20 protein-coding genes are annotated in these 24745 nt (G+C 65.9%); all 20 read right to left on the minus strand.

What is annotated here, in order from left to right; translation table 11 throughout:
- Nucleotides 1-53: 53 nt before the first annotated feature.
- Nucleotides 54-1169, minus strand: coding sequence for a glycosyltransferase family 2 protein (locus LMH63_RS15460; protein WP_229332618.1), 1116 nt, complete (start codon nt 1167-1169; stop codon nt 54-56).
- On the minus strand, nt 1105-2004 hold the full coding sequence (locus tag LMH63_RS15465; RefSeq protein WP_158280442.1) for a putative capsular polysaccharide synthesis family protein: 900 nt from the start codon (nt 2002-2004) through the stop codon (nt 1105-1107). Before LMH63_RS15465 ends, LMH63_RS15460 begins: the two co-directional genes overlap by 65 nt.
- A 14-nt stretch (nt 2005-2018) precedes the next feature.
- Nucleotides 2019-2954 (minus strand): sulfotransferase, encoded by a 936-nt coding sequence (locus LMH63_RS15470; RefSeq protein WP_146205257.1) that lies wholly within the window; start codon nt 2952-2954, stop codon nt 2019-2021.
- A gap of 30 nt (nt 2955-2984) precedes the next feature.
- A complete protein-coding gene (locus LMH63_RS15475; protein ID WP_109679685.1) occupies nt 2985-3953 on the minus strand; it encodes a glycosyltransferase in 969 nt (322 codons plus the stop codon).
- Entirely contained in the window at nt 3950-4900 is a 951-nt protein-coding gene (locus LMH63_RS15480) for a glycosyltransferase (protein WP_109679686.1), read from the minus strand. The genes LMH63_RS15475 and LMH63_RS15480 overlap by 4 nt, the downstream gene beginning before the upstream one ends.
- 48 nt (nt 4901-4948) lie before the next feature.
- The gene (locus LMH63_RS15485) at nt 4949-5689 is read right to left on the minus strand and encodes a polysaccharide deacetylase family protein (protein WP_229332619.1); all 741 of its coding nucleotides are present in this window, start codon (nt 5687-5689) and stop codon (nt 4949-4951) included.
- A gap of 113 nt (nt 5690-5802) precedes the next feature.
- A complete protein-coding gene (locus LMH63_RS15490; RefSeq protein WP_158280444.1) occupies nt 5803-7824 on the minus strand; it encodes an acyltransferase family protein in 2022 nt (673 codons plus the stop codon).
- Nucleotides 7825-7873: 49 nt separating this feature from the next.
- Nucleotides 7874-9085 carry a glycosyltransferase WbsX family protein gene (locus tag LMH63_RS15495; protein WP_109679689.1) on the minus strand — a complete coding sequence of 404 codons (1212 nt, stop codon included), beginning with the start codon at nt 9083-9085 and terminating at the stop codon, nt 7874-7876.
- Entirely contained in the window at nt 9082-11046 is a 1965-nt protein-coding gene (locus tag LMH63_RS15500; protein WP_146205258.1) for a hypothetical protein, read from the minus strand. The genes LMH63_RS15495 and LMH63_RS15500 overlap by 4 nt, the downstream gene beginning before the upstream one ends.
- A gap of 164 nt (nt 11047-11210) precedes the next feature.
- Nucleotides 11211-12191, minus strand: a complete 981-nt coding sequence (locus LMH63_RS15505) for a glycosyltransferase family 2 protein (RefSeq protein WP_158280445.1) — start codon at nt 12189-12191, stop codon at nt 11211-11213.
- Between the two features lie 226 nt (nt 12192-12417).
- Entirely contained in the window at nt 12418-13176 is a 759-nt protein-coding gene (locus tag LMH63_RS15510; RefSeq protein ID WP_146205259.1) for a class I SAM-dependent methyltransferase, read from the minus strand.
- Nucleotides 13177-13442: 266 nt separating this feature from the next.
- Nucleotides 13443-14708, minus strand: coding sequence for an ABC transporter ATP-binding protein (locus LMH63_RS15515; RefSeq protein ID WP_109679692.1), 1266 nt, complete (start codon nt 14706-14708; stop codon nt 13443-13445).
- Between the two features lie 33 nt (nt 14709-14741).
- Nucleotides 14742-15635: an ABC transporter permease gene (locus LMH63_RS15520; protein ID WP_109679695.1), complete on the minus strand. Its 894-nt coding sequence runs from the start codon at nt 15633-15635 to the stop codon at nt 14742-14744.
- A gap of 22 nt (nt 15636-15657) precedes the next feature.
- Complete coding sequence (locus tag LMH63_RS15525) at nt 15658-16608, minus strand: glycosyltransferase family 2 protein (RefSeq protein ID WP_109679693.1); 951 nt, start codon at nt 16606-16608, stop codon at nt 15658-15660.
- On the minus strand, nt 16592-17422 hold the full coding sequence (locus LMH63_RS15530; RefSeq protein ID WP_109679694.1) for a sulfotransferase family protein: 831 nt from the start codon (nt 17420-17422) through the stop codon (nt 16592-16594). The genes LMH63_RS15525 and LMH63_RS15530 overlap by 17 nt, the downstream gene beginning before the upstream one ends.
- A gap of 92 nt (nt 17423-17514) precedes the next feature.
- On the minus strand, nt 17515-19215 hold the full coding sequence (locus tag LMH63_RS15535) for an IS1634 family transposase (RefSeq protein ID WP_109680424.1): 1701 nt from the start codon (nt 19213-19215) through the stop codon (nt 17515-17517).
- 268 nt (nt 19216-19483) lie between these two features.
- On the minus strand, nt 19484-20653 hold the full coding sequence (locus LMH63_RS15540) for a glycosyltransferase family 4 protein (RefSeq protein ID WP_109678871.1): 1170 nt from the start codon (nt 20651-20653) through the stop codon (nt 19484-19486).
- Complete coding sequence (locus LMH63_RS15545; protein ID WP_109678872.1) at nt 20650-22104, minus strand: hypothetical protein; 1455 nt, start codon at nt 22102-22104, stop codon at nt 20650-20652. Before LMH63_RS15545 ends, LMH63_RS15540 begins: the two co-directional genes overlap by 4 nt.
- Nucleotides 22094-23113: a sulfotransferase gene (locus LMH63_RS15550; protein WP_109678873.1), complete on the minus strand. Its 1020-nt coding sequence runs from the start codon at nt 23111-23113 to the stop codon at nt 22094-22096. Before LMH63_RS15550 ends, LMH63_RS15545 begins: the two co-directional genes overlap by 11 nt.
- Nucleotides 23110-24744, minus strand: coding sequence for an asparagine synthetase B family protein (locus tag LMH63_RS15555; protein ID WP_158280382.1), 1635 nt, complete (start codon nt 24742-24744; stop codon nt 23110-23112). Before LMH63_RS15555 ends, LMH63_RS15550 begins: the two co-directional genes overlap by 4 nt.
- Nucleotide 24745: the final 1 nt, after the last annotated feature.

Raw genomic sequence — 24745 nt, forward strand, 5'->3', positions numbered from 1 at the left:
TCACCCCGCTACCCGCACCGGATCTCCCCCTCTCCAAATGGGTGATCGGCAGCTCACGGCGCATCACGATGCACCGGTTGCCCGGACTCCTGATCCAGCCCCGCCGGAACAGGCTGACGAAACCCCTTCCACTCCCCGAGCGAGGCCGCAAGCCGCACGAGGTGGAAGCGCCGCGCCTGTGGCCGCAGCGCCAGCACGCTCCAAACCAGGTGCTTCGCGATCTTGCGGTACATGTAGCGCGGCACGTGCCCCGGACCGGGCCCCCGCCCGTAGGGCACCATGGAAGCCGAGCGCTGGTACGCCTTGCGCATCAGGTAGCCGAGCGTGAGACGCTCGGCATCCACGTAGTGGTACTGGGTCATAGCCGGCTCGTAGCGCAAACGCACACCCAGTTGCAGCGCGCGAATCACCCAGTCGATGTCCTCCGCACCGCCGAGGTTGTGGCCGATCGGACCGAGATGCTGTCGGAAGGGTCCTACCCGATCGAAGAGCGCGCGGCGGATAGCGAGGTTGCCGCCGCCAGGCACCGCGACATCGCGCGTCACCTCCCGCGGCTCGGGACCGAGGTCGAAGTTCGGCACCGGTAACGGGTAGATGCGGTAAGCACCGCGATCATGCACCCACACGGGCTCGCTGCCGTCCCAGTCCGGGCGAATGCGACCGCAGAGCATGGCCGCGTCGGGGTGCTCCGCGAAGCCGCGCGCCACCGCGCAGAGATACCCTGGATCCACGCGGTGGTCGTCGTCCACGAACGCGACGAGGTCCCCGGTCAGCCGTGGCAGCACGACGTTCAGGGCGTGCGCCTTGCCGGGCACCGGCTCCTCGTACCAAGTCAGCGGCAGCCTGCCCTGCCCGGCATCGTAGCCAGCAAGATACTCGCCCGTGCCATCCGAGCAGGCATTGGCTACCACCACCAGCCGCACAGTTGTATCCGAAGGGCGGTTGGCAGCGTTAAGGCTCTCGATCACCCGGCGCAGCAGCGCCGCGCGATTGTGGGTACAGACGAGGACATCGAGCCGCGTCGCCCCACCTTCACGGTGATTGCCGACTGCGGAGCCAGGTGCGCAATAGCCGCTCACACCGGCCCCGCTGCGCTTCGGCCGATCATGCGCCGGCTTCCACCGCCCTGGCAGCCGGCTCGCCCAGCCACTTCCGCCGGAACGCCTCACGCTCCGCGTCCGTATAGAAGTGGCGGGCGTAACGAGACTCGTACATACGGTCCACATACTCGCGCGGCAGGCGCACGTCCCGGACAAAGTCCCGGTACATGTAGAAGCGCTCGTCCCGCTCGGTGACGTGGGTGTTCACGAGTTCCGGTACCTCGATGCCAAGGAAGTCGCGGAACGCCGCCCGAAAGCAGTCCGCCAGCCGCTCGACCTTGATAACGAGGAGGTCGGCAACCTCGTTGCGCAGCACATCGTAGCCGCTCTCGTCCAGCGGGGGCGCGGCGAACACGTCGATGCCGAATACATCCCGGACCTCCTCGTCGAACCAGCGAAGGGGTTGATCATGGGGAAAGCGCTCCAGGAAGACTCTGCGAATCTCGCCGTGGGAAATCTCGCCGGCCGCGTAGCGCCGGTGAAAGTCGGGCAGGAAGTCATCGATGCTCAGGAAGAACACCGACACATTCCGGGCAATCGGATCACGCACAACGGACACGAGCCGCCAGCGGTGCCGCTCAAGCCGCTGCGCCGCCTCGCGACTCAGCAGCTGGCTCATCCGGACATTGAGCGGGAAGCGCGAAGGCTTGAGGCCACGCCGACGCAGGTGAGCCTCCCGGTGGGCAACGCTGGCGGGGTTCATCCAGTGCGAGTGCAGCACCGGCCCTGGGACGCCGGCTGCGCGCAGCGTGCTCGTCACCGTCATGGAGGCCGCCCGCCCCATCTGGTGCACGATCAGCAGGTCTGATCCCTGCTCGAGATGGGCGCGGACATCCTGCAGCGTTCGCCTGTTCTTGCGCAGCGTCTCGTACTGGTAGAGCCAACGCCGCAGGGAGTGCAGCATACGTTCTCCTTTAATCATCCGCCCGACCAATGGGCCTCTGGATCGAGATCACGGTAGAAGGGGAGGTCGAAACGCGCGACGACCGCGCGCAGCTCTCCGAGCTCCCGCGGGGAGAGCGTCCCCTCCCACTTGTGGATCTCCGAGCGCGGGTTCCTCGGCCTGCCGTAACCCGGGCCAGCCGGCCGATCGGGATCGGTCAGGAAGGCCGTCATCTGATCGCTCCAGGCGAGGCCGAGCAAATCCGCTACGTCCTTGAACCGTGACAGGGGGTGCAGGCAATACCACTCATGCTCGCGTAGAATCCAGCCTTTACGGTGGAAGCGCCACTGCAGGTACGTCACCGCTCCCCAGAATGCCCCGACCTGCTCCCAGTAAGTCCGAGCACCGTTCAGGACATCCTGGAACGGCTCGAGGGGTCCCCTCATCAGGTCCTCCTGCCGGGTGAGCTGCCGCAGTGCATACCGGAACTCCCATCCCCTGGCCTGCCAGCTGAGGGCGAGCGGCACCGGATGCCGGACGGTCTGTATGACGACGATCTCCGGCAGCTGCTGCGCCACCCAGTCCAGCGCGAGTACCAGGTGTACCCATTTGAGGAGCACCGTATGCGAGTGGCTTCGTCCCAGGAGTTCCTTCCAGCCCTGCTCCGCGATGACATAATGATGGGCCAGTTGCCCGGCAAAAGCGGCCTCGAGATGCTTCGCAAGCCCGCCATCGTGCGCCGAGCGGCTCAGGTACCGGTACCGGTAGCGGGCATCCAGCAGGTGGTCTGGCTCAAAGTAATAGGACACCCCTGGCGATAACGATAGCACCCGGGCTATCCACGACGTACCGCTTCTGGGCAGGCCGGAGACGACGATGCGCCGACACCCTGCCGGCACGGGAGGCAGCAGCCGAGCCGCCATCGAGCGGAGCGGTCGGCGCAGCGTTCTTTCATAGCTGATCGAGCGCACCCCAGTCTCGCTTGTTCTGGTTCCGGATGATCATGAGCTGCCGCGTTCCGCACCCCGGCTCGGGTAGCGCCGGTAGCGACGGTGGAGCCCGAGAATCGTACCCAGCGCGTACGAGCCGTTCATCGCCTGCCGCACCGTATTGACGTCCCGGCGTACTGCCATGGCGAGGACGCGAAGCCAGTGCCCCGCCGCCTGGCGGATCAAGAACGGCGGCACTCCAAGAAACGCTCTCTCATATTCCGGGCTTCGATATTCGCCGAACTTTCGCCCCGCGGCGAAATGCAGCCGCAGGAAGTAGCTTCTGGAGATCTTATCTAGCTCCACGTAATGGCATACTTCCATATCCGGCCGGTAACGGATGGCCGCCCCCCTTCCCACTAGCTCGCGAAACATGATTGCGTCCGAACCACCGCCGACCCCAGCACCGCGGCGGTTGTAGCGCACATCGAATCGCAGATTTTCGTCCTCTGCGAAAATTGCAGTGCGATAGCCGATATTCCCGCTCCACAACGGCGTATCGAGATCCCGGACCCATAGGGCGCCATCGCCATGATCCAGAGCCCCCAGGAACCCCATCATATCCTCGGTCAACCAGCGAGGACGGCGGCCGTCGGGGAGTACGACGCGGATGCGCCCGCCGACACACTCCGCCCCCTCCCGGCCCAGGGCGTCGGCCGCGGCGCTCAGCAGACCGGGCGCAGGCAGCTCGTCATCATCGATGAAGAGTAGGAACTCGGTACCCGCACGCAACGATTCGGCGATCGCCCGGTTGCGTGCGAAGGGGATGCCCTGCCGGGCCTCCCGGACGTAGCGCAGCGGCGCCCCGTCCCGCCGCGCGAGGTCCTGCAGCAGATGTGGCGTCTCGTCGGAGCTGTTGTTGTCGACAGCCAGAATCTCGAAGGGGACGGGGCACTGCTGCCGGCGCAGCGCGTCCACGAGCCCGGGGAGCTGGCTCGCCCGGTTATAGGTGCAGAACGCGACACTGAGCGTCGGGGTCATTGCGAACGCCCCCTGTCCCTCAGGTTCAGTAGCGCCCCGTGCATCCGGCGAGGCAGCAGGCTGGGGATCATATAGACCCAGTCGCGCGGGCGGCCGTAGCCGTGTCGCATCACCGCTCGGAACAGGGCCCGCGCGGAATCCAGATCGCGCGCCCAGTAGGATCGGTAGCCCCGCAGCAGCAGCTCCCCGACAAGCAGCTCGCGCACCCGCCCGGGCCCGATCTGCTCGGCCACCTCCGGGTGCGCCTCGATGAACTTCCGCTGCGCCGTCCAGTGGCTCATGGCGACACGCAGCCTGTTCTTGGTGACCTGATCGCCGCCATGGTGGTAATAGTACGCTAGCACCTTCGGGACCCGCACGATCGGCCCTTGAGTGGCGACGCGCAGCCACAGATCATAGTCCACGGAAGCGCGAAGCGTCTCATCGAAGCCCCCGGCACGATCGATGCACTCCGCGCGCGTAAGTGCAGCGTGGATCGGCCAGCGGCAGCCGCCGAGCAGCACCTCCGCCTTCGAAGGGGACTCGTACTCCGGCGGGACGAATGGCTCACCCCGCCCCCCGACGACACCGAGGTTCTGCCAGCCGCAGTAGGCCAGCACCGCCTCGTGGTTTCGGTCCAGGGCAGCGACCATGGTGGCGAGGAAGTCCTCGTGCCAGGTATCGTCGGCATCGAGAAATGCGATGTACCTGCCGCATGCTTCAAGCAAGCCGTGATTCCTTGCGGCAGAGGGTCCCGCGTTCTCCTGCTCGATCAGGCGCAGCCGCGAGCAGTCCAGGCGCCGTACCGCATCCGCCGAGCCGTCGACGGATCCGTCGTCCACGACGATCAGCTCCCAGTCGTGGTAGGACTGCTCCATCACGCTCCGCACGCTCGCACCGATCCGCTCCACCGCGTTGAAGCAGGGCGTGATGACGGAAACGGCGGGGCCACCGCCTTCAGCGCGCATTGCTCGTCCAGCGTCCGATAACACCGATCGCACCCATTCCGCCGGCCCTCACCGGCCCGTGAAGCGGGCGGTCAGGCGGCGGCCGAAGTAGCGTCCGAGCGCCAACCACGAGCCATCCGAGGTGCCCAGTGTCAGCATGCGGGCGAGTTCGCCGCTCCCGACCCCAGGTCCGATCTCCAGCCGCGGCAGCGCCAGCGGTTGGCGCCCGTCCGGGCGGATCCAGCCCGGGCGCACGGTACAGGCCGCTGTGTAGCCCGCCTCGCTCACCGCCGCGACCGCAGCATCGTCGTGGCTCCCGTAAGGGTACGCGAAGCTCGTGACAGGCCGGCTCAGCAGGTTCTCGAGATCCTCGCGCGAGCCGCGCACCTCGGAGCGGAGCTCTTCCGGCGGGAGCGCGGCTAGTCGGAGATGACGCCTGCCGTGCGCGCCCACTTCCATGCCGGCTGCGGCCATCTCGCGCAGCTGTTCAGCAGTCAGCAGTGCCCGCCGTTCCCCCTGATCCTCCAGCCAGTCCGCATGCCCGCCGATCGCGCGGGTAACGACGAACCAAGTGCCCACCATCCCGCGCCGGGACAGCTCCTGAAAGGCGGCATAATTGTCCGCGTAACCGTCGTCGAAGGTGATGAGCACACACGGCCCGCACTGGTCGACTGATCCGTCAAGGTCCGCGACGCGGAGCGTCCGGTAACCCGCCTCCTGCAACAGATCCAGATGTTGCCGGAAGCGCTCGAGCGACACCGACCAGCGCCAGCGCGGAGTCCCCCTCATCCGCTCGACCGCATGGTACATCAGCGCAAGCGGACCGTATCCGGCCCCCTGCCTTCGGAGAAGCGCTGCTGAGACTCTGGGCGCGACCATCTTCTCACCCTATCTCAGTTTGGCCTGGAGCGCGGCAACCGCCCTTAGGCGTCTCCGGACTGGCGGCGAGCCGGGTCGCGAAGGTCAGGGACACTCTCCGCGAGCATTGCTCCGAGCCTTCGCGCCAGCCTGCGACTGAAGGTGGCGGTTAGGTGACTGGCGTCCTGGAAGACGACAACGCCATCGCGGATGACCTCGCAACGCACGCCCGGACACACGAGCTGCCCAGTATCGATCAACGTGGCATCGCCGCGCCGCTCAACCAACTCCGCAGTCAGCCGCTCACTCGCCGCGCGGTCAGCCCGGAAGGCGCAGGTGTCGCCTGGCGTCTCCGAACCGAACCATGTGGCGCGGGAGAGGCATTCCGGGATGTCTCGACCGGGCCGCGGCACCTCATCGAGAACCACGACGTTCAGGCCAGCACCGGCCAGCCGACCGATGGCATTCTCGATTCCACTCTCCCATTCATCGCGTGTCACACGCGCTGGCCCGCGCTCCCGAAGGTAGCCAGAGGCATTACTGAGAATCACCACATCCGGCCTGAGCTCAAGGATGCGCTGAAAAGCCGCCTGTCGCCACGCGGAGCATTCATGGTACGGCCGCTCCAGGTGGGTCGCGAAGGTGTCGACCTCGAACGAAGGACAGCCGGACTTCGTCCAGGAATACAACCGCCAGCCCCGGACGTTGGCAAGGCGCTCTAACGCCGGAAACCAGTGCGCCGCGTGAGAATCCCCGAACAGCACGAACGTTTTCGTCCCTTCCGGCGCGCCGAACAGGCACTGCGGCTGCCGCGTTTCGTGATAGCCGAGGTGGCAACCGTATTCGTAGACAGGCGAGCTGTCTCGACTCGCGTGTGCGTACTGGCGCTGATCCTCGGAAGCGAGCTCGGCGGAGGCGATCCTCTCGACCCCGAAGCAGATGACCCCCACGGCAGCAGTCAGGCACAGGCCCGCAGAGACCGATCTCGAAGCCCGCAGCGGCGCGACTCGCCCCACGCGTATCGGGTTCTCCACTGTGCGGAACGTGACCCACGCCAATCCCAGCGAGAGAAGCGCACAGACCAGTGCCGTCACAGCGTTCAACCCACCGAACAAGGCGGCAGCGTACACGTACACCGGCCAGTGCCAGAGATACCAGGAGTAGGAGAGGTCACCGACCCAGCGGAGTGGCCAAACGCTGAACATCCTTTCGACGAAGCTTCCTCGCCCGATCGCGGGGCTCACCAGGAGAGCAAGCGTGCCGGCGGCGGGCAGCAACGCGGCGGTACCCGGGAAACGGGTATCTTCCCCGAAGCTCACTGCGGCCATCAAAACCGCCGCGAGGCCCGATACGGCGAGTACACTCGCCACATGAGGATGCCGGCCCGACAGCATCGATGCAGCGCAGTACCCCAACGCCCCGAGGCCGAACTCCCAAGCACGGGTCCAGGGGCTGAAGAAGCCCCAGGGACCGCTGTACGCCGTAAGGTAGTCGCTCAACGCGAGCGATACGGCGATTGCCGGGAGCATTCCGAGAGCCACCCAGAGCATCCGATGCCGCAGCGGCGCGAAGCGGAATAGGGCGAAGATCAGCAACGGCCAGGCAAGGTAGAACTGCTCTTCGACCGCGAGCGACCAGGTATGCAGAAATGGGTCCGTAGCCGAGGTCTCGTTCAGGTAGTCGGTCGCCTCCAGCGCGAAGCGGAAGTTCCCTACGTACAGAATGGCGGCCAGTGCGGACGTAGCGTGGGATTGCAGCTGGAGCGGCGAGCTGACGAACCAGCCCGCGGCCAGCGTCACGGTGAAGACCAGCAGAGCCGCTGGCAACAGGCGGCGCATGCGTCGGGCATAGAAGCGCACGAAGTCCAATCGGGGATTTGCGAGGGGGTGCCCCCGAAGCTCACGAGCAAGCACGCCACAAATCACATAGCCGGATATGACGAAGAACAGGTCCACGCCGACATAGCCACCTGGCAACCACGGCGTACCCGCGTGGTACGCGACCACGAGCAAGACCGCGAGGGCCCGGAGCCCTTGGATGTCCGGCCGGAACTCGGACCCCCTTGCCGCGTGGCTCGCCTCGCTCACAGCACGGTCCCATCGCCCGGCGAGCTCATAAGGCCGCGCATAGCGCGCGTCACCGAGCCCCGCGCCGCGGGCCTTTCCATAGACGCAACGGCCCGGCGGACACGCTACCCGTGGAGGATGTGGCCAATGGGTCTGCATCCACTTTCATATGACGCGCTTCCAGGGCACGGCCGGCCACCAACTCCGCACGGATCGCTTCGAGATAGCCGTGCCCGTATCGAAGATCAGGCTCGAGGTGATTACCTTCGGCCCACTCGTTCCAAGCCTTGATGAAGACCAACCGCTTTTCCGGATCACGATCAGCTACCCGAGCCACCGCGTCCCGGAAGTGCTGGCGGAAGAGCTCAGGCGTAGAGCCTTGCAGCACGAGCCCGCGCCATCCACTGCGCGGTGTGTTGTCCCAGTTCGGAAGGGCAATCGGGTAGTCATCGAAATCGACCGAACGCTGCCGCAGCAAACTGCCCAGCACGCGCGCGTAGTCATAGATCGAGAGTTTCGCTTCCGCCCCCTTCAGCCATGCTTTGAGCTTCGTCAAAGGATGCCTGCGGGGGATGCGCCCGTTGATGACAGGCAGGGCCTGCATTGCGCAGGCGTCAAGCCCCCGCTCGCGCGGGTCCCAGCGCTCGGACCGGTGCGAGATGCCGACGAGATGCAGCCCCCCAAGCCCCGCCGCGCGGGCCCGATACCGCCAGTAGCTGACCACCCTCTCGAGATCGGGGATGTCATCCGGCTTGTAAATGAGAAACAGCGGCCTGCCATCAACCCGGATGTATCGCGGATCCTCGAAGGCACGCAGGAGGTAGTCAAAGTGCGCCGCGTGGTCGTCCATGCCGGGATACACTTGCTCGATAAGTACTCGGTCCGGCGTGCCCTGCCAGGCGCTGTTCCAGCTGTGGTTCGCCCAGCACAAGCAAAAGGGAAAATCCGGCTTACCCGAGGTGAGCACCTCCTCGAACGGCCGTTCGAGGATCCGCCGGCCACCGAACCAGTAATGGTAGTAGCAGAAGCCCTCGATGCCATAAGCGGCGGCCAGATCCGCCTGCGCCTGGCGGGTTTCGGGCACACGCAGGTCATAGAAGCCCAGATCGGCAGGGATGTGGGGCTGATAGTGCCCACGGAAAAGCGGCTTCGCGCGGGCGACGTTCGTCCACTCGGTAAACCCCTTGCCCCACCAGCGATCGTTCTCCGGTATCGGATGAAACTGCGGGAGATAGAAGGCGATGGCGCGGGCCCGCCTGGCCGCTGCCGATGAGTCCGTCATGCGTCCACCTGTTGTCCGCCGCCCTGCACGGAACGGCCCCGTACCCAGCTCCGCCCCGGGATCAGCACCTCGCCGCCTCTGTAGGCTACGGTTTCCCAGGTAGCCCCATTCCAGGTCAGGTCTCCCCCTGGGGACGTTTCCCACGCCAAGGGGATGTCGTCCTTCGTCACGTTCACCACGATGAGCTCCAGGTCGAATCCGCGGCTCAGATTGATCACACGCAAGCCTTCCGAGGCCGGTGACGGCGTGGGTACCCGCTCGGCGGGCGGGATCGCTTCGGCGTTCACGCCAAGCACCGCCGGTGCGAGCCCGTAGCCCGTGTCATCGCACAGGAGCACCGCCTCGGCGAGCCAGGCGCGATAGCGGGGCTCGGGATCGTCGAGGCAGAGATGCCAGAGCGCCTCCATCCAGAACCCGAGGGAGTGTCCCTTGTTGCGCGAGGCCGCCCAGTACCCCCGCAGATCCGATTCCTGCGTGTAGCGGGCGGCATCTTTGATCACGCGGTTGAGGTCCGCGACCGGGTACAGTCGGGCGTAACGGACAAGATCCCAGAGGTTCACCGTCTGGTAGGGGTCACTCACGCCGCTCAGGGCGATGGCACGGTCCACGAACCCCGTCGGCATGACCAGGCGCGGGAAACGGGTGCGCAACTGGTTCATGCGGGGCATGAGGTACCTCCAGGTGATTCGCTTCAGCGCACGCAAGGGCAGCGGCAGGCGGCGCGCGACCGCCGGGGGCTTCCACGTCAGATCGATGAGCCGGTACGCCAGCCAGTAGACCGCTTCGAGGGGCTGTGCACGGAGCAGCGCCTCCGCTGCGCCACGGGCCGAGCGCAGCCGGCCCGCATAGCGTTCATCCCCCGTCACCCGCGCGTATCGCTCGAGCGCGATGATCGTGTCCAGGTGCGTATTCAGCACCAGCATGTTCGACTCGCTCTTGCCGAGCACACGGCTCGGCCGCCACCGGAACGGGCCGAGCAACATACTCTGCGGCGAGCGCTCGAGGGAGTCGTGCAGGAACCATGTGCCGATGGCCGTCTCATCGGTGAGCCCCGCAATGAACTCGGCCGCCTTCTCTAGCGCGCGGCGGACTACGGGGCACTCGCGCTCCTCCAACGCACCGCAGAGGAGATGCATACCCCCCACATGCAGCCGCGTGTGGCACTCGACCTCCGCCGTCCACTCGCCGTGGTACCAGCCGCCGTCCTCATGCTGCCGTGCGATGATCGAGTAGACGAGCTGCTCTCGGAAGCAGCGGTAAATCCCCTTCCCGGTCGCCGTCTCCAGCCCGCGGCAGATCTGGTACAGAGCGTACGCATCCAGCTCGTCGGGGATGCGCCAATTGTGGGGCCAGGCAAACTGCCGGTTATAGAAATGACCATGCACAATGTGCCGGAACAAATCCGCAGGTGACCGATAACTGCAATGCGAGCCGTACAGAAAATACCCTTGCATCTCGATGCATTCGAGGACCTCTAACTCGCTGGTTCTCCCACTGCAGGCGCGATCTATCCGCCAAATTGTTAAATCAAACATCCCGCCGATCGGCGCCTCCAAAACGGCATCGACTCCGACCGTCGTTGTTGATAAAGTGTCGAGTCGGGCCACTGCCTCCCCAACGATTCGCCCAGCACCATCAAGACAGTGAATTACAGGCGCTACTGGAATCCAGTACTCATATTCACCTGCACCACTTGAGCGGAACACCCACCCTCCCGCCGCCGGCGTGCACATTCCATCGACGCCTCTCAATCGAACGTGTAACTTTTCCCCCTCCGTTACGTGCCACCGCAGAAAAATACACTTCGACTGGTTTGCGAACCTGTCAACGATAAACTCGCCGCCAAACCCCCAACCACCGCCATACCGCTGGAATCCTTGCCTCCCCTCGATTAGCTTCCTCGCAGCCGTTTCCATCACGAGCGGATCAAACAGCTCGTTCACCTCAATCGTCTTGCTCACCACCTCACATCTCGCGGCAGCCTTTGTAGAAAGTTGCTCCATCGCCGGCCCCGCCCCGTTGTTCCCAGTATCCAAACTACCCATCTGGCCGACGCACTTCCACTACCGAAGAAACGGCACACCAGCCCTCCCACTCCGCGGTCACTGCAACCCCCTAAACCATGTCACACTTTTCCACCCGTGCCCCACGCTCGCAGCCTCCCTCCTACGCGCCTAACATACCAGCGCCCCTTATTCCTTAGCGAAGGATCAATCCGCCTCCATATGTACCGCCCCCACTCTCTCGGGTTAAATCGGTCCATGGATAACGCCATTTTCAGGAATTCTAGCTCCCGCCGCCTATCTCTCAACTGCGCATAGTCCCCGGCTAGTCGTAGATACAACCCTTTCCGTCGCTGCGCCACACGCCTTTTGCCTACATCCTTCCGTCGCGCCGCCACCTCCGCCCAAATATCAATCGCCTTTAAACTCCCTAGCGCCGCTGCCAATTCATTTTCGTCGCAGGACAAGTTCCCGGCGTGAATTCGGTATTGAACCAACGGCTCGCCGACACATCTCGCCTCATATTTGCACGTCATTCTGAGCCACATTTCATAATCGAATGCCAATCGCATATCTTCCCTAAACCCACCTAGCTCAGTCACCAGGCTCCGCCGAAGCATGACAGTAGAGCAGCTCAGGATTCGGTTACGCGCAAAAAAGTCCGAGAATGAATACACGCCAGGGCCATCAAGCAGGTTGATCCCGTCTCTTTTTGATGCCCCCCCTTCCACACGCAACTCCACAGGGCAAAATACCACCCCTATCGCGGCGCAGCCCTGAAACGCCCTCAGCTGACACTCTAGCTTCTCCCTTTCCCAAACGTCGTCCTGCTCCAAGAACGCCACAAACTGGCCCGACGCCAATTTCAGGCCAGTATTATAAGCAGCGGCGACACCGCGATTTTCCTGAGCAACATAACGCACAGAAGGCCCAAACATTTTAGCTATTCTCGCCGTGCCATCAATCGATCCATCATCAACCAGGATGATCTCGGCAGGCGGCGCCGTCTGCGTAACCGCGCTAGTTAACGCCTCTTCGAGAAATGCCTCACCATTGTAAGCGGGAACCACCACGCTGACGGTGACTGGATCGAAGTCCGTCATAGCGCCGTTACCCATTACCCCGACACGCAACCTAATCCTGCCGCCAGGTCCGCGGCCCGAGGCAATCTCCCCCATCTCCGACGATCGCATAGATACAGCACGCTCATGCCCGCTCGCCCCGCCTTCCATTCGTGTGCGTCACCCAACGGAACACCCCATGTGTGCGGCATTGACACCCTCTCGATACACCCCAGCGGGATCCTCGGCCCCTATGTTTCCAAGAACCCTACGCAACATCAGCTCTCTTAATAACGAATACAATATTTGGCGTGACGAGCACGCTATCGAACATGGATTCTCGCTCCGGCACCCCGCCCAGTCTTCGTTTTGTCACGTCCGACGCACCCTGCTCGTCTATAAGCTGCTTCACGAAGCCGACCATTCCATGACTATGACAGGGCATCGGCGTCTTCGGCGACACGGGTTTCGTTGGCCAGCCTAGACGGTGCAAAAGCTTCATCCACAGAGGTTGGGCAGCCCATTGCCAATGCTCATACTGCGCGAGATCGAGTCGCCTCCCGTCCGGCCATTCCTCCCAATATCCTGTCCCCCAATCCTCGATAGCGTAAACGCCACCGGCCCGCAGGTGGTTCTGGAACAAATGCCAAAACGAGATCCTAGTCAATGCGCCAAGATGGGACGCATCATCGATAATAACGTCGAAGCCGTCTGGCGCGACCTTATCGGCGACCCGAGACAAAAACGCGCGGTCCCCTTGACTACCGCAAAACAACTCAACTCGATCACCTAGGTCAACCCCGTTAGGAAGTTTTACATCAATCCCCGAGATGTTGCCTCGGGGGAAGTAATCGCGCCATAGCTTCAATGATTCTCCTTCCTTAACGCCAAGTTCAAGCACTTTCACGGGCCGCCCCGTGAACTCGCTAAAAACTCGATCGTACCACGGCATGTAATGATTACGGATCTTATCGGTACCGTACCCTTCAAGCTCCATCGCGCCGCTTCGCGTGTCTTTGCTCGCCACACGCACCCCCCCCTTGACCGGTACCTACGACCCCCGAGTTCGATTACCCGCCCCGAGGATGGCTTCGGAATGCAAAGCTTTTTGATACTTGCTTGACGTATCTTTCAATTCAGAAGTTACACCCCTTCCCTAGCTCTGTTCGCACACCCGACACTTTTGCCGTGCAAATCTGCCGGCTCGTAATAATTAAAATAAGATAGCCATCGCAGGGTCCAAAACGCCACAAAGCGACGATTGGCACCCCCGCCACGTCGCCCGTACATCTATCAGTTAGCCGGCAGACCGTCATATTTTTTCGTACCAGTTACATCGAGACACTGCCACGTAGCGTTGACGTCGAAGGTTCGAAGACTCGGTCGACAGGCTTCCCGCGCATCTGGCAGAACTACGAAATTACACATATTATCGCCTCGAAAAATAACCCGACCTCTTCGATCCACGAATGCAACACGCACGGCATAGACGTCTGGCTTGAGGGGGAATTGTTCGATTTCACACCGAATAGTATTCTTGCCGGGAGACAAATCCAGCGCAAATCCATCGACGGAAGAGGAGTTCTCTGTCAGATAGAAAAAATCTGTGGTGTGCGTACCGACCAATACCTCGATGGCATCAACGCCAGTCTGGCAGACTGCATCTACGTCAACCACTAGGGGTGTGGCCGTCGGGATCGCTGGCTTGCCGCCAACCGTGGATCCATGCACGGTCACCTTGACGTCCTGTATCTCCCCAGAAGCCCAGATTTGACGGTCTTGTGCTAACGTTAGATTTCTGCTGACTTGATCCGCAGTCCTTTCGTAGTACAAGTTACAGGTTTCTTCCGGCGGCCCGTCCTGTATACATTCTCCATTGTGCAAGAGGAATGCGCGGTTACAGAGGCGCATCACTTGGCGAATATTGTGGCTGACGATAAGTACCGTTCGGCCGTCATCCTTGATAATTTGCTCAATACGGTCGAAGCATTTACGCTGAAATGCGAGATCGCCGACCGCAAGAACTTCGTCGACAATGAGTATTTCGGATTCGACCGTCGTTGCGATCGCAAAGCCCAGCCGGATCTTCATCCCAGAGCTGTAGCGCTTGAGCGGTGTGGCGGCGAACTTTTCCAGCTCGGCGAACTCAAGGATCTCCGCGACCTTGCCCTTAGCCTTGGCCCGTGGCATACCGAGTGTCGCCGCATTGAGGTAGATATTCTCGATCGCGTTCAGCTCCGGGTGCAGACCGGAGCCTACCTCGATCAGCGGTGCGGTCCTGCCCCGCACTATCACCTCCCCCGTGGTGGGCGGGGTGATGCCGGCCAGGATCTTGAGCAGGGTGCTCTTGCCTGCGCCGTTGGTCCCAATCAGGCCCACCACCTCGCCCGGCTCGATGCGGAAGTCGACGTGGTCTAGCGCCCGGAGAGTGGCCCGGCCCTCCTGAGCGGGGGCGCCCCGAAGGCGGGCGATGCCGTTCATGAGGGTGTCCTTTACCGTCTCCATGTAGCCGAGCTGGAACTCCTTGGAGACGTCGTTCACTTCGATGATGGGCTTCATGGTTCGATCCCTGTCTTTCGGTTCCCGCGGCGCTCAGATGAAATCCGCGAAGCGCTGCTCGGCGCGCTTGAAAACGTAATAGCTGATGGGCAGCAGCACGGCCGTCGTCAGCATGCCGGGGAGGAGGACCGCGAGCTCGGGCGCCTCGCCGCGTAGCAGCGCCCCCTGGAAGCCATCGATGATGCCGGCGAGCGGGTTCATGGTGTAGAGGAAGTAGAGCGTCCCGGAGAGCGCGCCGGCCGCCTGGTTCTCGAGGAGCGTACGCTGCACCAGGTCCATCGGGTAGATGATGGGCGAGACGTACATCAGCATGGAGATGATGAGCGGCAGGGCCGTGCGCACGTCCCGATAGTAGACGTTGAGCGCCGCGCCGAGGGTGCTGACGCTGAGCGCCACGATGATCGTGTAGAGGATGATGAGCGGCACCCAGAGGAAGTGCACCGTCGGCGGCATCTGGTAGATCACCATGAGCGTTGCCAGCAGCACAAAGCTGATCGCGAGTTCCACGACCTTCGTGAGCGTCGCCGTGATCGGGAAGATCTCGCGCGGAAAGTAGATCTTGCGCACCAGCGCGGCGTTGGAGACGACGCTGTTGACGCCCTGATTGACCGACTCCTGGAAGAAGATCCAGGGCAGCAGCGCAGCGAAAGCCATGATCGGGTAGGGGATATTGCCCGTGTCGATACCAACGAAGCTCTTCACGATAGTGAAGATGGCCGTCATCAGCGCGGGCTTGAGGACCGCCCAGAACAGGCCGAGGTAGGCCTGCTTGTAGCGGACACTGATCTCTTTCCAGGCGAGGATAAGCATCAGCTCCCGGTACTGGATCAGGAGCTGCAGGCTGCGGAGCAGGCCCTTGCGATCGTCCGCATGGTAGATGCGGACGTAGTCCGAGGTTCCCGGCTCGGCTGCCTCCTCGGCTGTCATCTTTTCCGTGGTTTCGGACATTTCAGTTCGATTGGCTCGTGTTCTGGCTGGGTTTGGGGATTCGCGGCGGGGGCGCCGCTCCTACAATCGTTGCGACCAGCAGGCTCGCGCAGAGGCGGCCGCGCGCTACGGGGGCGCGGAGGCCTCCCTCGATCAGGTGCATCGCGGCGCGGGTGCGGCGGCCAGCCCTCGTCTCCCACTTGGCATAGTCGGCGAGCACCGTGGCGTAGCAGGCCTGCCAGAAGCGGCCGCGGTCATTCTCTGGCAACAGGTGGCGGTTCTTGCGCAGGACTGTCAGCGCCGCCTGGCGCATTACGTCCAGGTTCCCGCTCATGCTATCGGCGCGTTTCTCGATCACGGTAAGGGGCTCTTCCAGACAGGTATAGCCCCCCACCGATGCCAGACGCATCCACTGGTCCACGTCCTCGAGGCTACGCAGGGCCTCATCGAAGGGGCCGGCCTGTTTCAGCGCCTCGCGACGGGCCAGGACGGCGGAGCCACTGCCGGCGACGGCGGCGTTGCGCTCGAAGATGGCGTGCAGCGGGGATCGGGTAACCGCCGGGCAACCCCAGACTCCCCGGTCGTCGCCCTCGGCGTCCACCACGCGGGTAGCCGTGGAGCAGAAGGCCAGCCCGGGCTGGGCCTGCATCAGTTCGACCTGGGCCTGGAGCTTGCCCGGCAGCCACCAGTCGTCCGCGTCGAGGAAGGCGATCAGCTCACCTTTTGCCTCCGCAATGCCCGCGTTGCGGGCGGAGCTGAGGCCGCCGTTGGGCTTGCGGATGAGACGCACGGGGTCGCCGTAGCCCTCGGCGATGGCGGCGGTTGCATCCGTACTGCCGTCGTCCACCACGAGCACCTCGATGGGGCGATAGTCCTGGGCGAGCACGCTGTCCACGGCGCGCGCCAGGCACCACGCGGCGTTGTACGCCGGCACCACCACGCTCACGAGCGGCGCATCAGGCTGCGGGGTCATAGCCCAGCTCCTGCATCAAGGGGGAGATCATCGGCAGTATGCGCTCGATGGCATCGCCGTTGTGCTCCCGCCACTTGTCCCGTTTTGGTGCGCCGGCGACGAGGCTCGTCGGGCGCTCGGCTAGCGTGGCGCAGCGCTGTTGCAGCTCGTCGGTGAAGGGCAGATCCAGTTTCTCGAAGACCTCGCGGAACAGCGCCACGGGGCGGTCGAGCAGATCCTCGTAGCGGATTCGCACCCACTGATCCTCGGGAATCCCCGCCCTCGCCTCGAGCGCCAGATGGTTGGCCGTGGTCCACTGGTGGGCACAGGCCTCGGCCAGGCTCGCATGGTTGTAATCCCGCCAGCCGGGCGGCAGGAAGAAATGCCACTCACGGAAGGCGCCATTCTCGATGGCCACCTCCTCCGGCGGCGGGCCGAGGAACTGGCCGAGTGCGAAGCGCCCGTCCCGCCAGCCGTCCATCAGGGAGCTCACGTTCGCCCGGCCATCCCGGTGGATGAAGACGAACCTCGCCTGCGGGAATAGCGCGTGCAGGTAGGGCACGCGCAGCACGTTGATGCAGGTCTTGTCCACAATGAGCCCCGCGCCCAGGCGCTCGTAGAGGAAGCGCAGCGCCGCCTCGCGGTGCTCCGGGCGGGCGTCGGCACGGCCCGCCGCCTCGGAGTGCCAGCCGTTATGGGCGGGGCCGTGGAGGCGATGCCAGAGCTGCGGCAGCTCGTAGCCGACGCTGCGCACCCCCGGGGCGGCGGCGAGCGTCTCGTAGGTGACCGTGGTGCCGGCGCGCGAGCAGCCTACAAGGAAGATCGGGTCGGGCATGCTCGGGCGGGCAAGGGACCAGTACCCCCAAGTTCATCAGCCGCGGCCATAAGTAGTTGATGCCAGGGGCCTGGAGTTTCGAGTTGGCACAACTACACGGCGATATCGCGGCGCGGCGGCGTCACCTCCAGGCTCTTGAACAGATCACGCTGGGCGGCATCCATGGAGATCCCCTGGATCGACTCGCCATCCAGGGTGAGATGGTGCAGCTGCACCGTCTCCAGTCTCTCCAGCAGCCTCTCGACGCTGTGTACGTCTGCCGGGGGATTGGCCCGCAGCCGCATGCGCAGCACGCGGTAGACCACCAGCGCCAGGAAGCAGATCAGCGCATGAGCGCGGATGCGCTCGGGCAGGCGGTGATGCACCGGCGCGATGTCGAGGGTGCCTTTCAGCGCCCGGAAGCCGCGCTCGATGTCGGCGAGGCTGCGGTAGCGCTCGACGATCTCGCCGGCCTCGCGGTCCTCGAGGCTGGTGACCAGCAGGAGCTTGCCATCGAGGCGCTCAGCCGCCGCCCAGGCCTCTTCGTCGATCTCGTAGTGGAACGCCGGGGCGGTGAGGTCCGCTTTGATGATCCCGGAGAGGCGCTGCTCGACGACCGCCTTGTGGAAGCGCTGGTAGGCGCTACGATCCGAGGAGCGCCGCCCACGCCCGGGCTTGCCGGCGTCTTGGTTGTCCAGGCGCCGGGCGAGGCGCTGGCCAAGCTCATCAACACGCTCGATGCGCCGGCGCCGGTGGGCGCTCTGCTCGGCGGCGCGCTCAGGATTGTGCGCCACCACCAGCCGCCGCCCCGCCCAGGTGGTCTCGGTGACGGCCTCCCCGCCGCCGGCCTCGGCCTCAGCCTCGCGGGCGAGCTCGGGGTGCAGGCGCGCCATCAGCTCGGTGAACTCGCCGTAGCGCCGCCCGGGCACCGCGAGGATGTAGTCCACGGCCAGGCCCTGTTCGCGGCCGAGCGCCTCCAGGGTGTCGACGTTGTCGAGGCTCAGCAGCCCGCGGTCGGCGACCACCACCACGCGCTGCAGGCGGAAGCGCTCCAGCAGCCGGGTGATCATCGGTGCGAGCGTCCTGCTCTCGGCCACGTTGCCCTCGAACACCTCATGGGCGATGGGCAGCCCCTCGGCGGTCTGCACCACCCCGAGCGCGAACTGCCGCGCGATGCCGCCGGTGTCCTTGCTCATCCCGGGCTGGCGCAGATCGGCCTCGAGGCGGTGCTCGCCGTGGATGCGCACCGTGGTCACATCGTAGAAGGTCACGGTGAGGTCCTGATCGAGCAGCGGGCGGATCTGCTCGGCGACCACCGCCTCGACCGCCTCACGGTGCTCGATCAGCGCATCCATGGCGCGCAGCAGCTGATTGTGGTCGATACGGCGTTGATCGACGCCGGGCAGATGCACGCGCTCGAGCCAGCGCAGCACCCCGAGCTTGCTCTGCGGATCCAGCAGCCGGTTGAACACCATCGCGCGGATGACCGCCTCGAGGTCGAACTGGCGGTAGGAGGAGCGCAGCGCCCGTACGAGCCCCTCGTCGAGACCGAGCGCGCGCCAGATCTCGGTGAGCAGCCACGCGCCGCCCAACGAGCGGCTCGGCTCGAACTCCGCGCTCTCGCTGTCGACCAGCGGCAGGCCGGTGTGGCGCTTGAGCCCGCGGATGATGCTCTGGACCTTGTCCTCGGTGAGCTGATCGGCCCGTCCGAGCTGGGCGATCTGGCGATGCCGTGTCCGGCCCTGGGCGTCGCGATAGCCCTCGACCAGTCGCAGGTAGGTGCGGCCTTGGGAGCGCGAGGAGCGGATAAACATGGCGCAACGCTACAACGGCGACATTCGCCTTGCAATGAGCGCTCTTGGCTAGACCCGGCAAACCCAAAGTTGGCACAACACGGCCCCCGCGGACAGTCCCGTGCAACTCGCTGATTTCCTAAGCCCCGACCGCTGCTATACCACCCGAATCCGCGGGTAGCCTGATGAACTTGGGAGTACCGCCCGCGCGCCCAACGCCGGGCCTCGCGCAGGTTCTTGGCGCGGATCTCCGGGTCCAGGAGCTTGGGCAGGCTATGGAGTTTCGCGATCATCCCTGCACCTCCGTGGCCGGCTCGGCGTGCAGCGCGGCGGTGCGCTCGGCCACCCGCTCCCAGGCGAGCTCGCGGCAGGCGCGCTCGCGGGCACTGGCGGCGAGGCGGGCCGCCAGCTCGCGGTCGCCCAGGAGGCGGCTGAGCGCCTCGGCGATGGCCTGGGTGTCGGTGCCGTCCACCCGCAGGCCGGTGACGCCGTCGGCGACGGCAGAGCCGGTGCCACCGGCGATACCGGCGAGCGCCGGGGTGCCGCAGGCCGCGGCCTCCACAAACACCATGCCGAAGCCCTCCGTGTCGCCGTCGATCTCGCGGTTGGGCATGGCGAAGACATCCGCGGCGCAGTACCAGCGGGGCAGGTCCTCCGCCGGCACGGGACCGAGGAAATGCACGCGGTCCGTAACGCCCTGCTCCGCGGCCAGCCGCTTCAGGTCCGGTTCGGCCTCGCCGATGCCGGCGATGGCGTAGTGCACGTCCAGGCCCTGGCGCACCAGTTGCGGCAGCATGCGGATCACCTGGTCGAAGCCTTTGCGCAGGTTGAGACGGCCGACGGAGAGGATCAGGGGCTGGTCTTCGCCGATGGCGAGGCCCCTGCGGAGGTCGGCGGTGGGGTAGTCCGGGCGGAAGCGCTCGAGGTCCACGCCCGGGTGGATGATCTCGATGCGCTCCGGGTCCACGCCGCGCTCGATGAGGGCGTCCCGGGTGAAGTCGCTGTTGGCGATGACGATGTCCGCGGCGCGGTAGGTGGCGGCCATGGCGCGCTGACGGCGAGGGTGGCGCCAGCCGGTGATCTCCTCGCCGTGGGCGTAGATGACGAGCGGCCGGCGCAGGAGGCGCGCAAGCAGGCGCGCGACATAGCCCTCGGGGAGCACGCGGCCGGCGTGTACGGCATCGAAGGGATGCCGCAGGCCGAGGGCGAGGCCTTTCGCGAAGAGCCTTGCGTAGACCGGCAGCGAGGCCGGGCGCAGCCAGGCGTGGCGCGCGAGGCGCAGGCGGTGGACCGTGTTGGGGTGGCCGCGGTCGTATTCTGCGGCTCCCGGTACGTCGGCGGTGATGATGTGAGTCGCCTTGCCCCCCAGGCGCCGGTAGACGGCATCGAACCACACCGCCGTGCCGCCCTTGGTGGGCAGGAAGAGCTCGGTGAGCACCAGGTAGCGGCCGCCGTTCATGCCCGGCCCTCCACCTCGTTCGTGGCCATGGTCGTCTCCGGCACCCGCAGGAGCCACGCTGCAGCCATCGCCGGCAGGGCGAGGCCCGTGGCCCAGGCAAGCTTGCGCAGGCGCCCGTGCCCCGACAGGCGGCGCAGTGTGACGCGCAGGCGGGCGGCCGCGTGGCGGTCGACCAGGGTCGGATCCCTCCGGCGATAGGCCGCGGCGAGTTCCTGGCAACTCATGAAGCGCACGTCCGGCAGCGCCGCCCCCGCCCAGTCCAGCAGCCGATCCAGCTCGGCGAGGCTGCGCTGGAAGGTGGCCTCGTCGCCGGTGAAGTTGGCGCGGTGCGTCTCGAGCAGCGCCGGGCGGCCGAGGGTAAAGCGCCGGCGCACGGCGGCGAGTGCGGCGTCCGCGGTGTGGCCGCGCCCGGGCTCGAAGTAGATGTCGCGCACGAGGTACAGGGCGCTGCCGGCGGCCGGCTGGCCGTTGCCGATGGGGCCTTCTGGCGCGGCCGGCTGGCCATTGGCGTCACGGGCGGTGTAGCGGCGGTCGGGAGTGATGATGGCCTCGACGCCGGCGTTGATCCAGGTCTCTTCCACCTCGCGCGTCCAGACGAAGGTCGGGGGGACGGCGACCTTCGGCGGGGTGCCGAGGATGCGGGCGTAGGTGGCCACCTCCTCCTGCGCGGCGGCCTTGATGGCGGCTCTGGCCAGGGGCCGCGAGGGCAGGGTCGTGGTGTCGGCCCAGCGAGTCTGGAGGTGGGGGGGCAGGGCCTCGGTTTGGGGGTAGTCCTCCGCCGTGAGCCAGTGAAGGAGGGAATTCGCGGCGGCGGTGCCGCTCCCACAGGCGCTGGCACCGGCACTGTTCGCGGCACCCTCTCCGCTGTGGGAGGCGCGTTCCCGCGGCGATTCTTCGGTCAGCACGGCGGAGCCGTGTGCGACATCTGCTGTCTGATTCGGGCCCTGCATAACGCACTCTGCGCGCCTTCGCGGTCGGAGACCGCTCCCACGGGGGGCGGCCTTCAGCGCCTGCTGAAGGGTTTCGGGCCAGTAGTGGGCCAGGCCATGGAGCTGGGGGGCGAAGACGCGTCGCGCGATGCCGCCACGGATGGCCTTGAGGATGGGCTCGGCGCTTGGGTCGTCCAGGGCGATGGTCGGAACGGCGTCCGGGTGCTCGCGGGCGGCCCGGCCGTCCGGGGCCGTGAGGATGAGTCCGAGGGTCATCACGGCCGGGCGGCCGGTGCTGTCGCGGCGTCTACCCAGGCGCGCGGCGATGCACTGGAGGCGCTCGGCGTGCTCCGGCGGGCCTGGGGACCAGTCGTCGCTCTCGATGACGAGCACGGGGTGGCGCAGCACGGGCTCGCGCCAGGCGCGGCGGATGGTGTGGCGATAGTGCCAGACGATTGCCGCCCAGCTCGCGAGCATGAGCACGAGTACCACGCCGAGCGCAGTCAGCAGCTCAGAGGCCATACAGCGCTCCGGCCCGCGTGTCGCGAACGGCGGCCTGGACACGGCCCTGCACGTCGGCCGGCAGGCGCTCCCGCCAGGCGTCCGCGGCGCGGGCGGCGTCGCGGTGGACGCCGAAGTAGGCACCGTCGTCGGCACGGGTACTCTCGCGGATGAAGCTACGTGTCTGTGCCTCCCAGGAGAGGCCAGCGAAGGCGAAGAGCTCGGCGAAGCGCTCATGCGGCGCCCGACACAGGTCCTCGTAGCGGGCGAGGCGGCAGACAGAGCTGCCCTCCGTATCGTCCAGGGCCTTCTCGTTGAACAGCGCCCAACGCCAGGCAAGGCGCTCCTCGGGCTCCATCGCCATGAGCGAGTCCAGGTCAAGCCCATAGCGCCGTGCCTGAGGCGTCTCCGCCAGCTGCCCGAAAATGCCGCGATCGGCGCTGGTGGCGACGCCGCCAGCGAGCCGTCCACTCTGTTCTCCGCGGAGCACCGAGTCCACATATCCACAGGGGTGGCGGATGATGTGTACGCCACGCGCCCCCGGGATGTTGCGCACGGCAAGGCCGAGGCGCCCGAGCGATTCGATGGACTTCCAGGCCAGCCTGACGCCATGCCTGCCGGAGGCTCTCATCAGGGCCGGAACCGGAAAGTCCCGTCCCGACGCCTTGCCGGCGGCCTTCGCGGAGACGATCAGGAGACTGCGGGCGCGCTCGGCCAGAGGGCTGCGGTAGCGCTTGGGGAACTGCGGAAGCTTCCCCGTGACCCGGGCAAGACGACACGCAGGCAGGCGTTCCGCGAATCCCTGCAGCCATTCACCCTGAATAGGGTCGTCCGCATCGGGGAGCAGCGGCAGATCCCTTAGGATCCGGCCGCTGTCCGGCTCGTGCAGGTAAAGCACGTCCGGGTGGCTGTCGAAGACCTTGCCGACCCAAGTCGTGCCCGAGCGCGGCATACCGAAGAGCAGCACCGGCCCGTCAGTGGCGGCCGCTGCCATTGGCGACTGCGGGATGTGGCTGGAGGCTGTGCTCATGCCTGCCCCTCCGCGGCACGCGCTTGTGCTGCCGCGCGATACCCCTCCCGCGCCTCGAGCCACTGCTCGAGCATCATCAGCACCCAGATCATTACGCCGTAGTAGGCGGCGTGCTCGGCGTGGCGCTCGGTGAGCAGCTCATCGATGAGCTGCGGGCGCACTAAGCGCCGGCCCTTGAGGGTGCTGAGGCTGTCGCCGGCGAGTGCGCGCAGCCCAGGGTGCTCGGCGAGCCAGATACCGAAGGGCAGGCCGAAGCCCTGCTTGCGCTTGGCGAGCGTCTCCGGAGGCAGGAAGCCCTGCAGCGAGCGCTTGAAGCCGATGCGCAGCCGCCCCCGGTGGACCTTGTCCCAGGGCGGCACGCGGGTGGCAAGGTCGGCCACTCGTTCGTCGAGCATCGGGAAGGCAACGCCCACGCCGGCGAGCCCGCAGGCGCCGCGAACCTTGGGCAGGTCGCTGTCCGCGAGCACGAAGCGCAGATCCAGGGTCAGCAGCCGGTGCAGGAGGTGTTCGGCCTGCGCGCCCTGCCAGGTCTCGCGCAGAAGGGCGAGTGGGTGCTCCGGGTCGGCGGCGGCGAGGACATCTTCGTGCAGCACGCGTGCGGGGCCGAGGCGGCGCAGGAGGTTGTGCGCCTCCAGGCGCTCTGGCAGGGGCTCGTTGGCGCGGGCGACGTAGCGTGCGAGCTTGCCGATGCCGGGCAGCCCGCGGGCCAGACCGTTGTCGAGCAGCGGGTCGACGAGCCCGCGGCGCAGCGGCGCAGGCACGCCCTGGTAGGCACCGAGCAGGAGCTGCTTGGCGTAGCGGCTGTTGCCGCCGTAGAGCTCGTCGCCACCGTCGCCGGCCAACATGCGGGTGAAGCCGTCGGCCCGGGCCTGGGCGGCGCAGAAGTAGGCTGGCACCGCGGAGGCATTGCCGAATGGCTGCTCGAAGTGGGTCGCCATGCGCGGCACGGCGTCCACCACGTCCTCGGGGGTGACGTAGTACTCGCGGTGGCGCAGGCCAAAGTGGCGGGCAACGATCCGGGCATACTCCATCTCGTCGTAGCCCTCGGCGGCGAACCCGATCGAATAGGCTGTCGCCTCCCCGCCCAGGTGCTCGGCGAGCAGGCCCGCGATGGTAGAACTGTCGGTGCCGCCGCTGAGGAAGGCGGCAGGGGGCTCGCCCTCGGCAAGACAGTCGGCCACCACCTCGCGCAGCACCTCGGGGAGGCTGTCGGCGACGTCACGCCCGCCGCCCTGCTCCCCCGGCCGCCAGTCCGGCGTCCAGTAACGGCGGACCGTCACGCCTCCGTTGCCATCGACGGTGAGACACTCGCCGGGTAGCAGGCGCTGCACGCCCGGGTGGATCGTCTCCGGGCCCGGGACGACGTGAAAGTGCAGGTAGTCGAGCACGGCCTGGGGGCCGATCTCGCCATCGAGACCCGCCTCGGCGGCGACGCTGTTTGCGCGTGAGCCGAAGACGATGCGGTCCTCGAGGACGGCGTAGCACATGGGCTCTTGGCCCATGCGGTCGCAGGCGAGGAGCGTATTGCCACGCTCCGTGTCGTGCAGCGCCAGCGCGAAACGCCCAGCCAGGCGGCCCGGCAGCTCCGTGGTTTCGTCGCGAAACCGGCGCGCCAGCTCTGCGGGCGTCACT

Origin of the sequence: Spiribacter halobius, assembly GCF_020883455.1 — a bacterium.
Lineage (GTDB): Bacteria > Pseudomonadota > Gammaproteobacteria > Nitrococcales > Nitrococcaceae > Sediminicurvatus > Sediminicurvatus halobius.

Bases quoted from the DNA above. Each gene is read 5' to 3' on its own strand.
- LMH63_RS15465 (WP_158280442.1), bottom strand. From the start codon at position 2,004: ATGCTGCACTCCCTGCGGCGTTGGCTCTACCAGTACGAGACGCTGCGC.
- LMH63_RS15475 (WP_109679685.1), bottom strand. From the start codon at position 3,953: ATGACCCCGACGCTCAGTGTCGCGTTCTGCACCTATAACCGGGCGAGC.
- LMH63_RS15480 (WP_109679686.1), bottom strand. From the start codon at position 4,900: ATGCGCGCTGAAGGCGGTGGCCCCGCCGTTTCCGTCATCACGCCCTGC.
- LMH63_RS15485 (WP_229332619.1), bottom strand. From the start codon at position 5,689: ATGTACCATGCGGTCGAGCGGATGAGGGGGACTCCGCGCTGGCGCTGG.
- LMH63_RS15495 (WP_109679689.1), bottom strand. From the start codon at position 9,085: ATGACGGACTCATCGGCAGCGGCCAGGCGGGCCCGCGCCATCGCCTTC.
- LMH63_RS15505 (WP_158280445.1), bottom strand. From the start codon at position 12,191: ATGACGGACTTCGATCCAGTCACCGTCAGCGTGGTGGTTCCCGCTTAC.
- LMH63_RS15515 (WP_109679692.1), bottom strand. From the start codon at position 14,708: ATGAAGCCCATCATCGAAGTGAACGACGTCTCCAAGGAGTTCCAGCTC.
- LMH63_RS15520 (WP_109679695.1), bottom strand. From the start codon at position 15,635: ATGACAGCCGAGGAGGCAGCCGAGCCGGGAACCTCGGACTACGTCCGC.
- LMH63_RS15525 (WP_109679693.1), bottom strand. From the start codon at position 16,608: ATGACCCCGCAGCCTGATGCGCCGCTCGTGAGCGTGGTGGTGCCGGCG.
- LMH63_RS15530 (WP_109679694.1), bottom strand. From the start codon at position 17,422: ATGCCCGACCCGATCTTCCTTGTAGGCTGCTCGCGCGCCGGCACCACG.
- LMH63_RS15535 (WP_109680424.1), bottom strand. From the start codon at position 19,215: ATGTTTATCCGCTCCTCGCGCTCCCAAGGCCGCACCTACCTGCGACTG.
- LMH63_RS15540 (WP_109678871.1), bottom strand. From the start codon at position 20,653: ATGAACGGCGGCCGCTACCTGGTGCTCACCGAGCTCTTCCTGCCCACC.
- LMH63_RS15545 (WP_109678872.1), bottom strand. From the start codon at position 22,104: ATGGCCTCTGAGCTGCTGACTGCGCTCGGCGTGGTACTCGTGCTCATG.
- LMH63_RS15550 (WP_109678873.1), bottom strand. From the start codon at position 23,113: ATGAGCACAGCCTCCAGCCACATCCCGCAGTCGCCAATGGCAGCGGCC.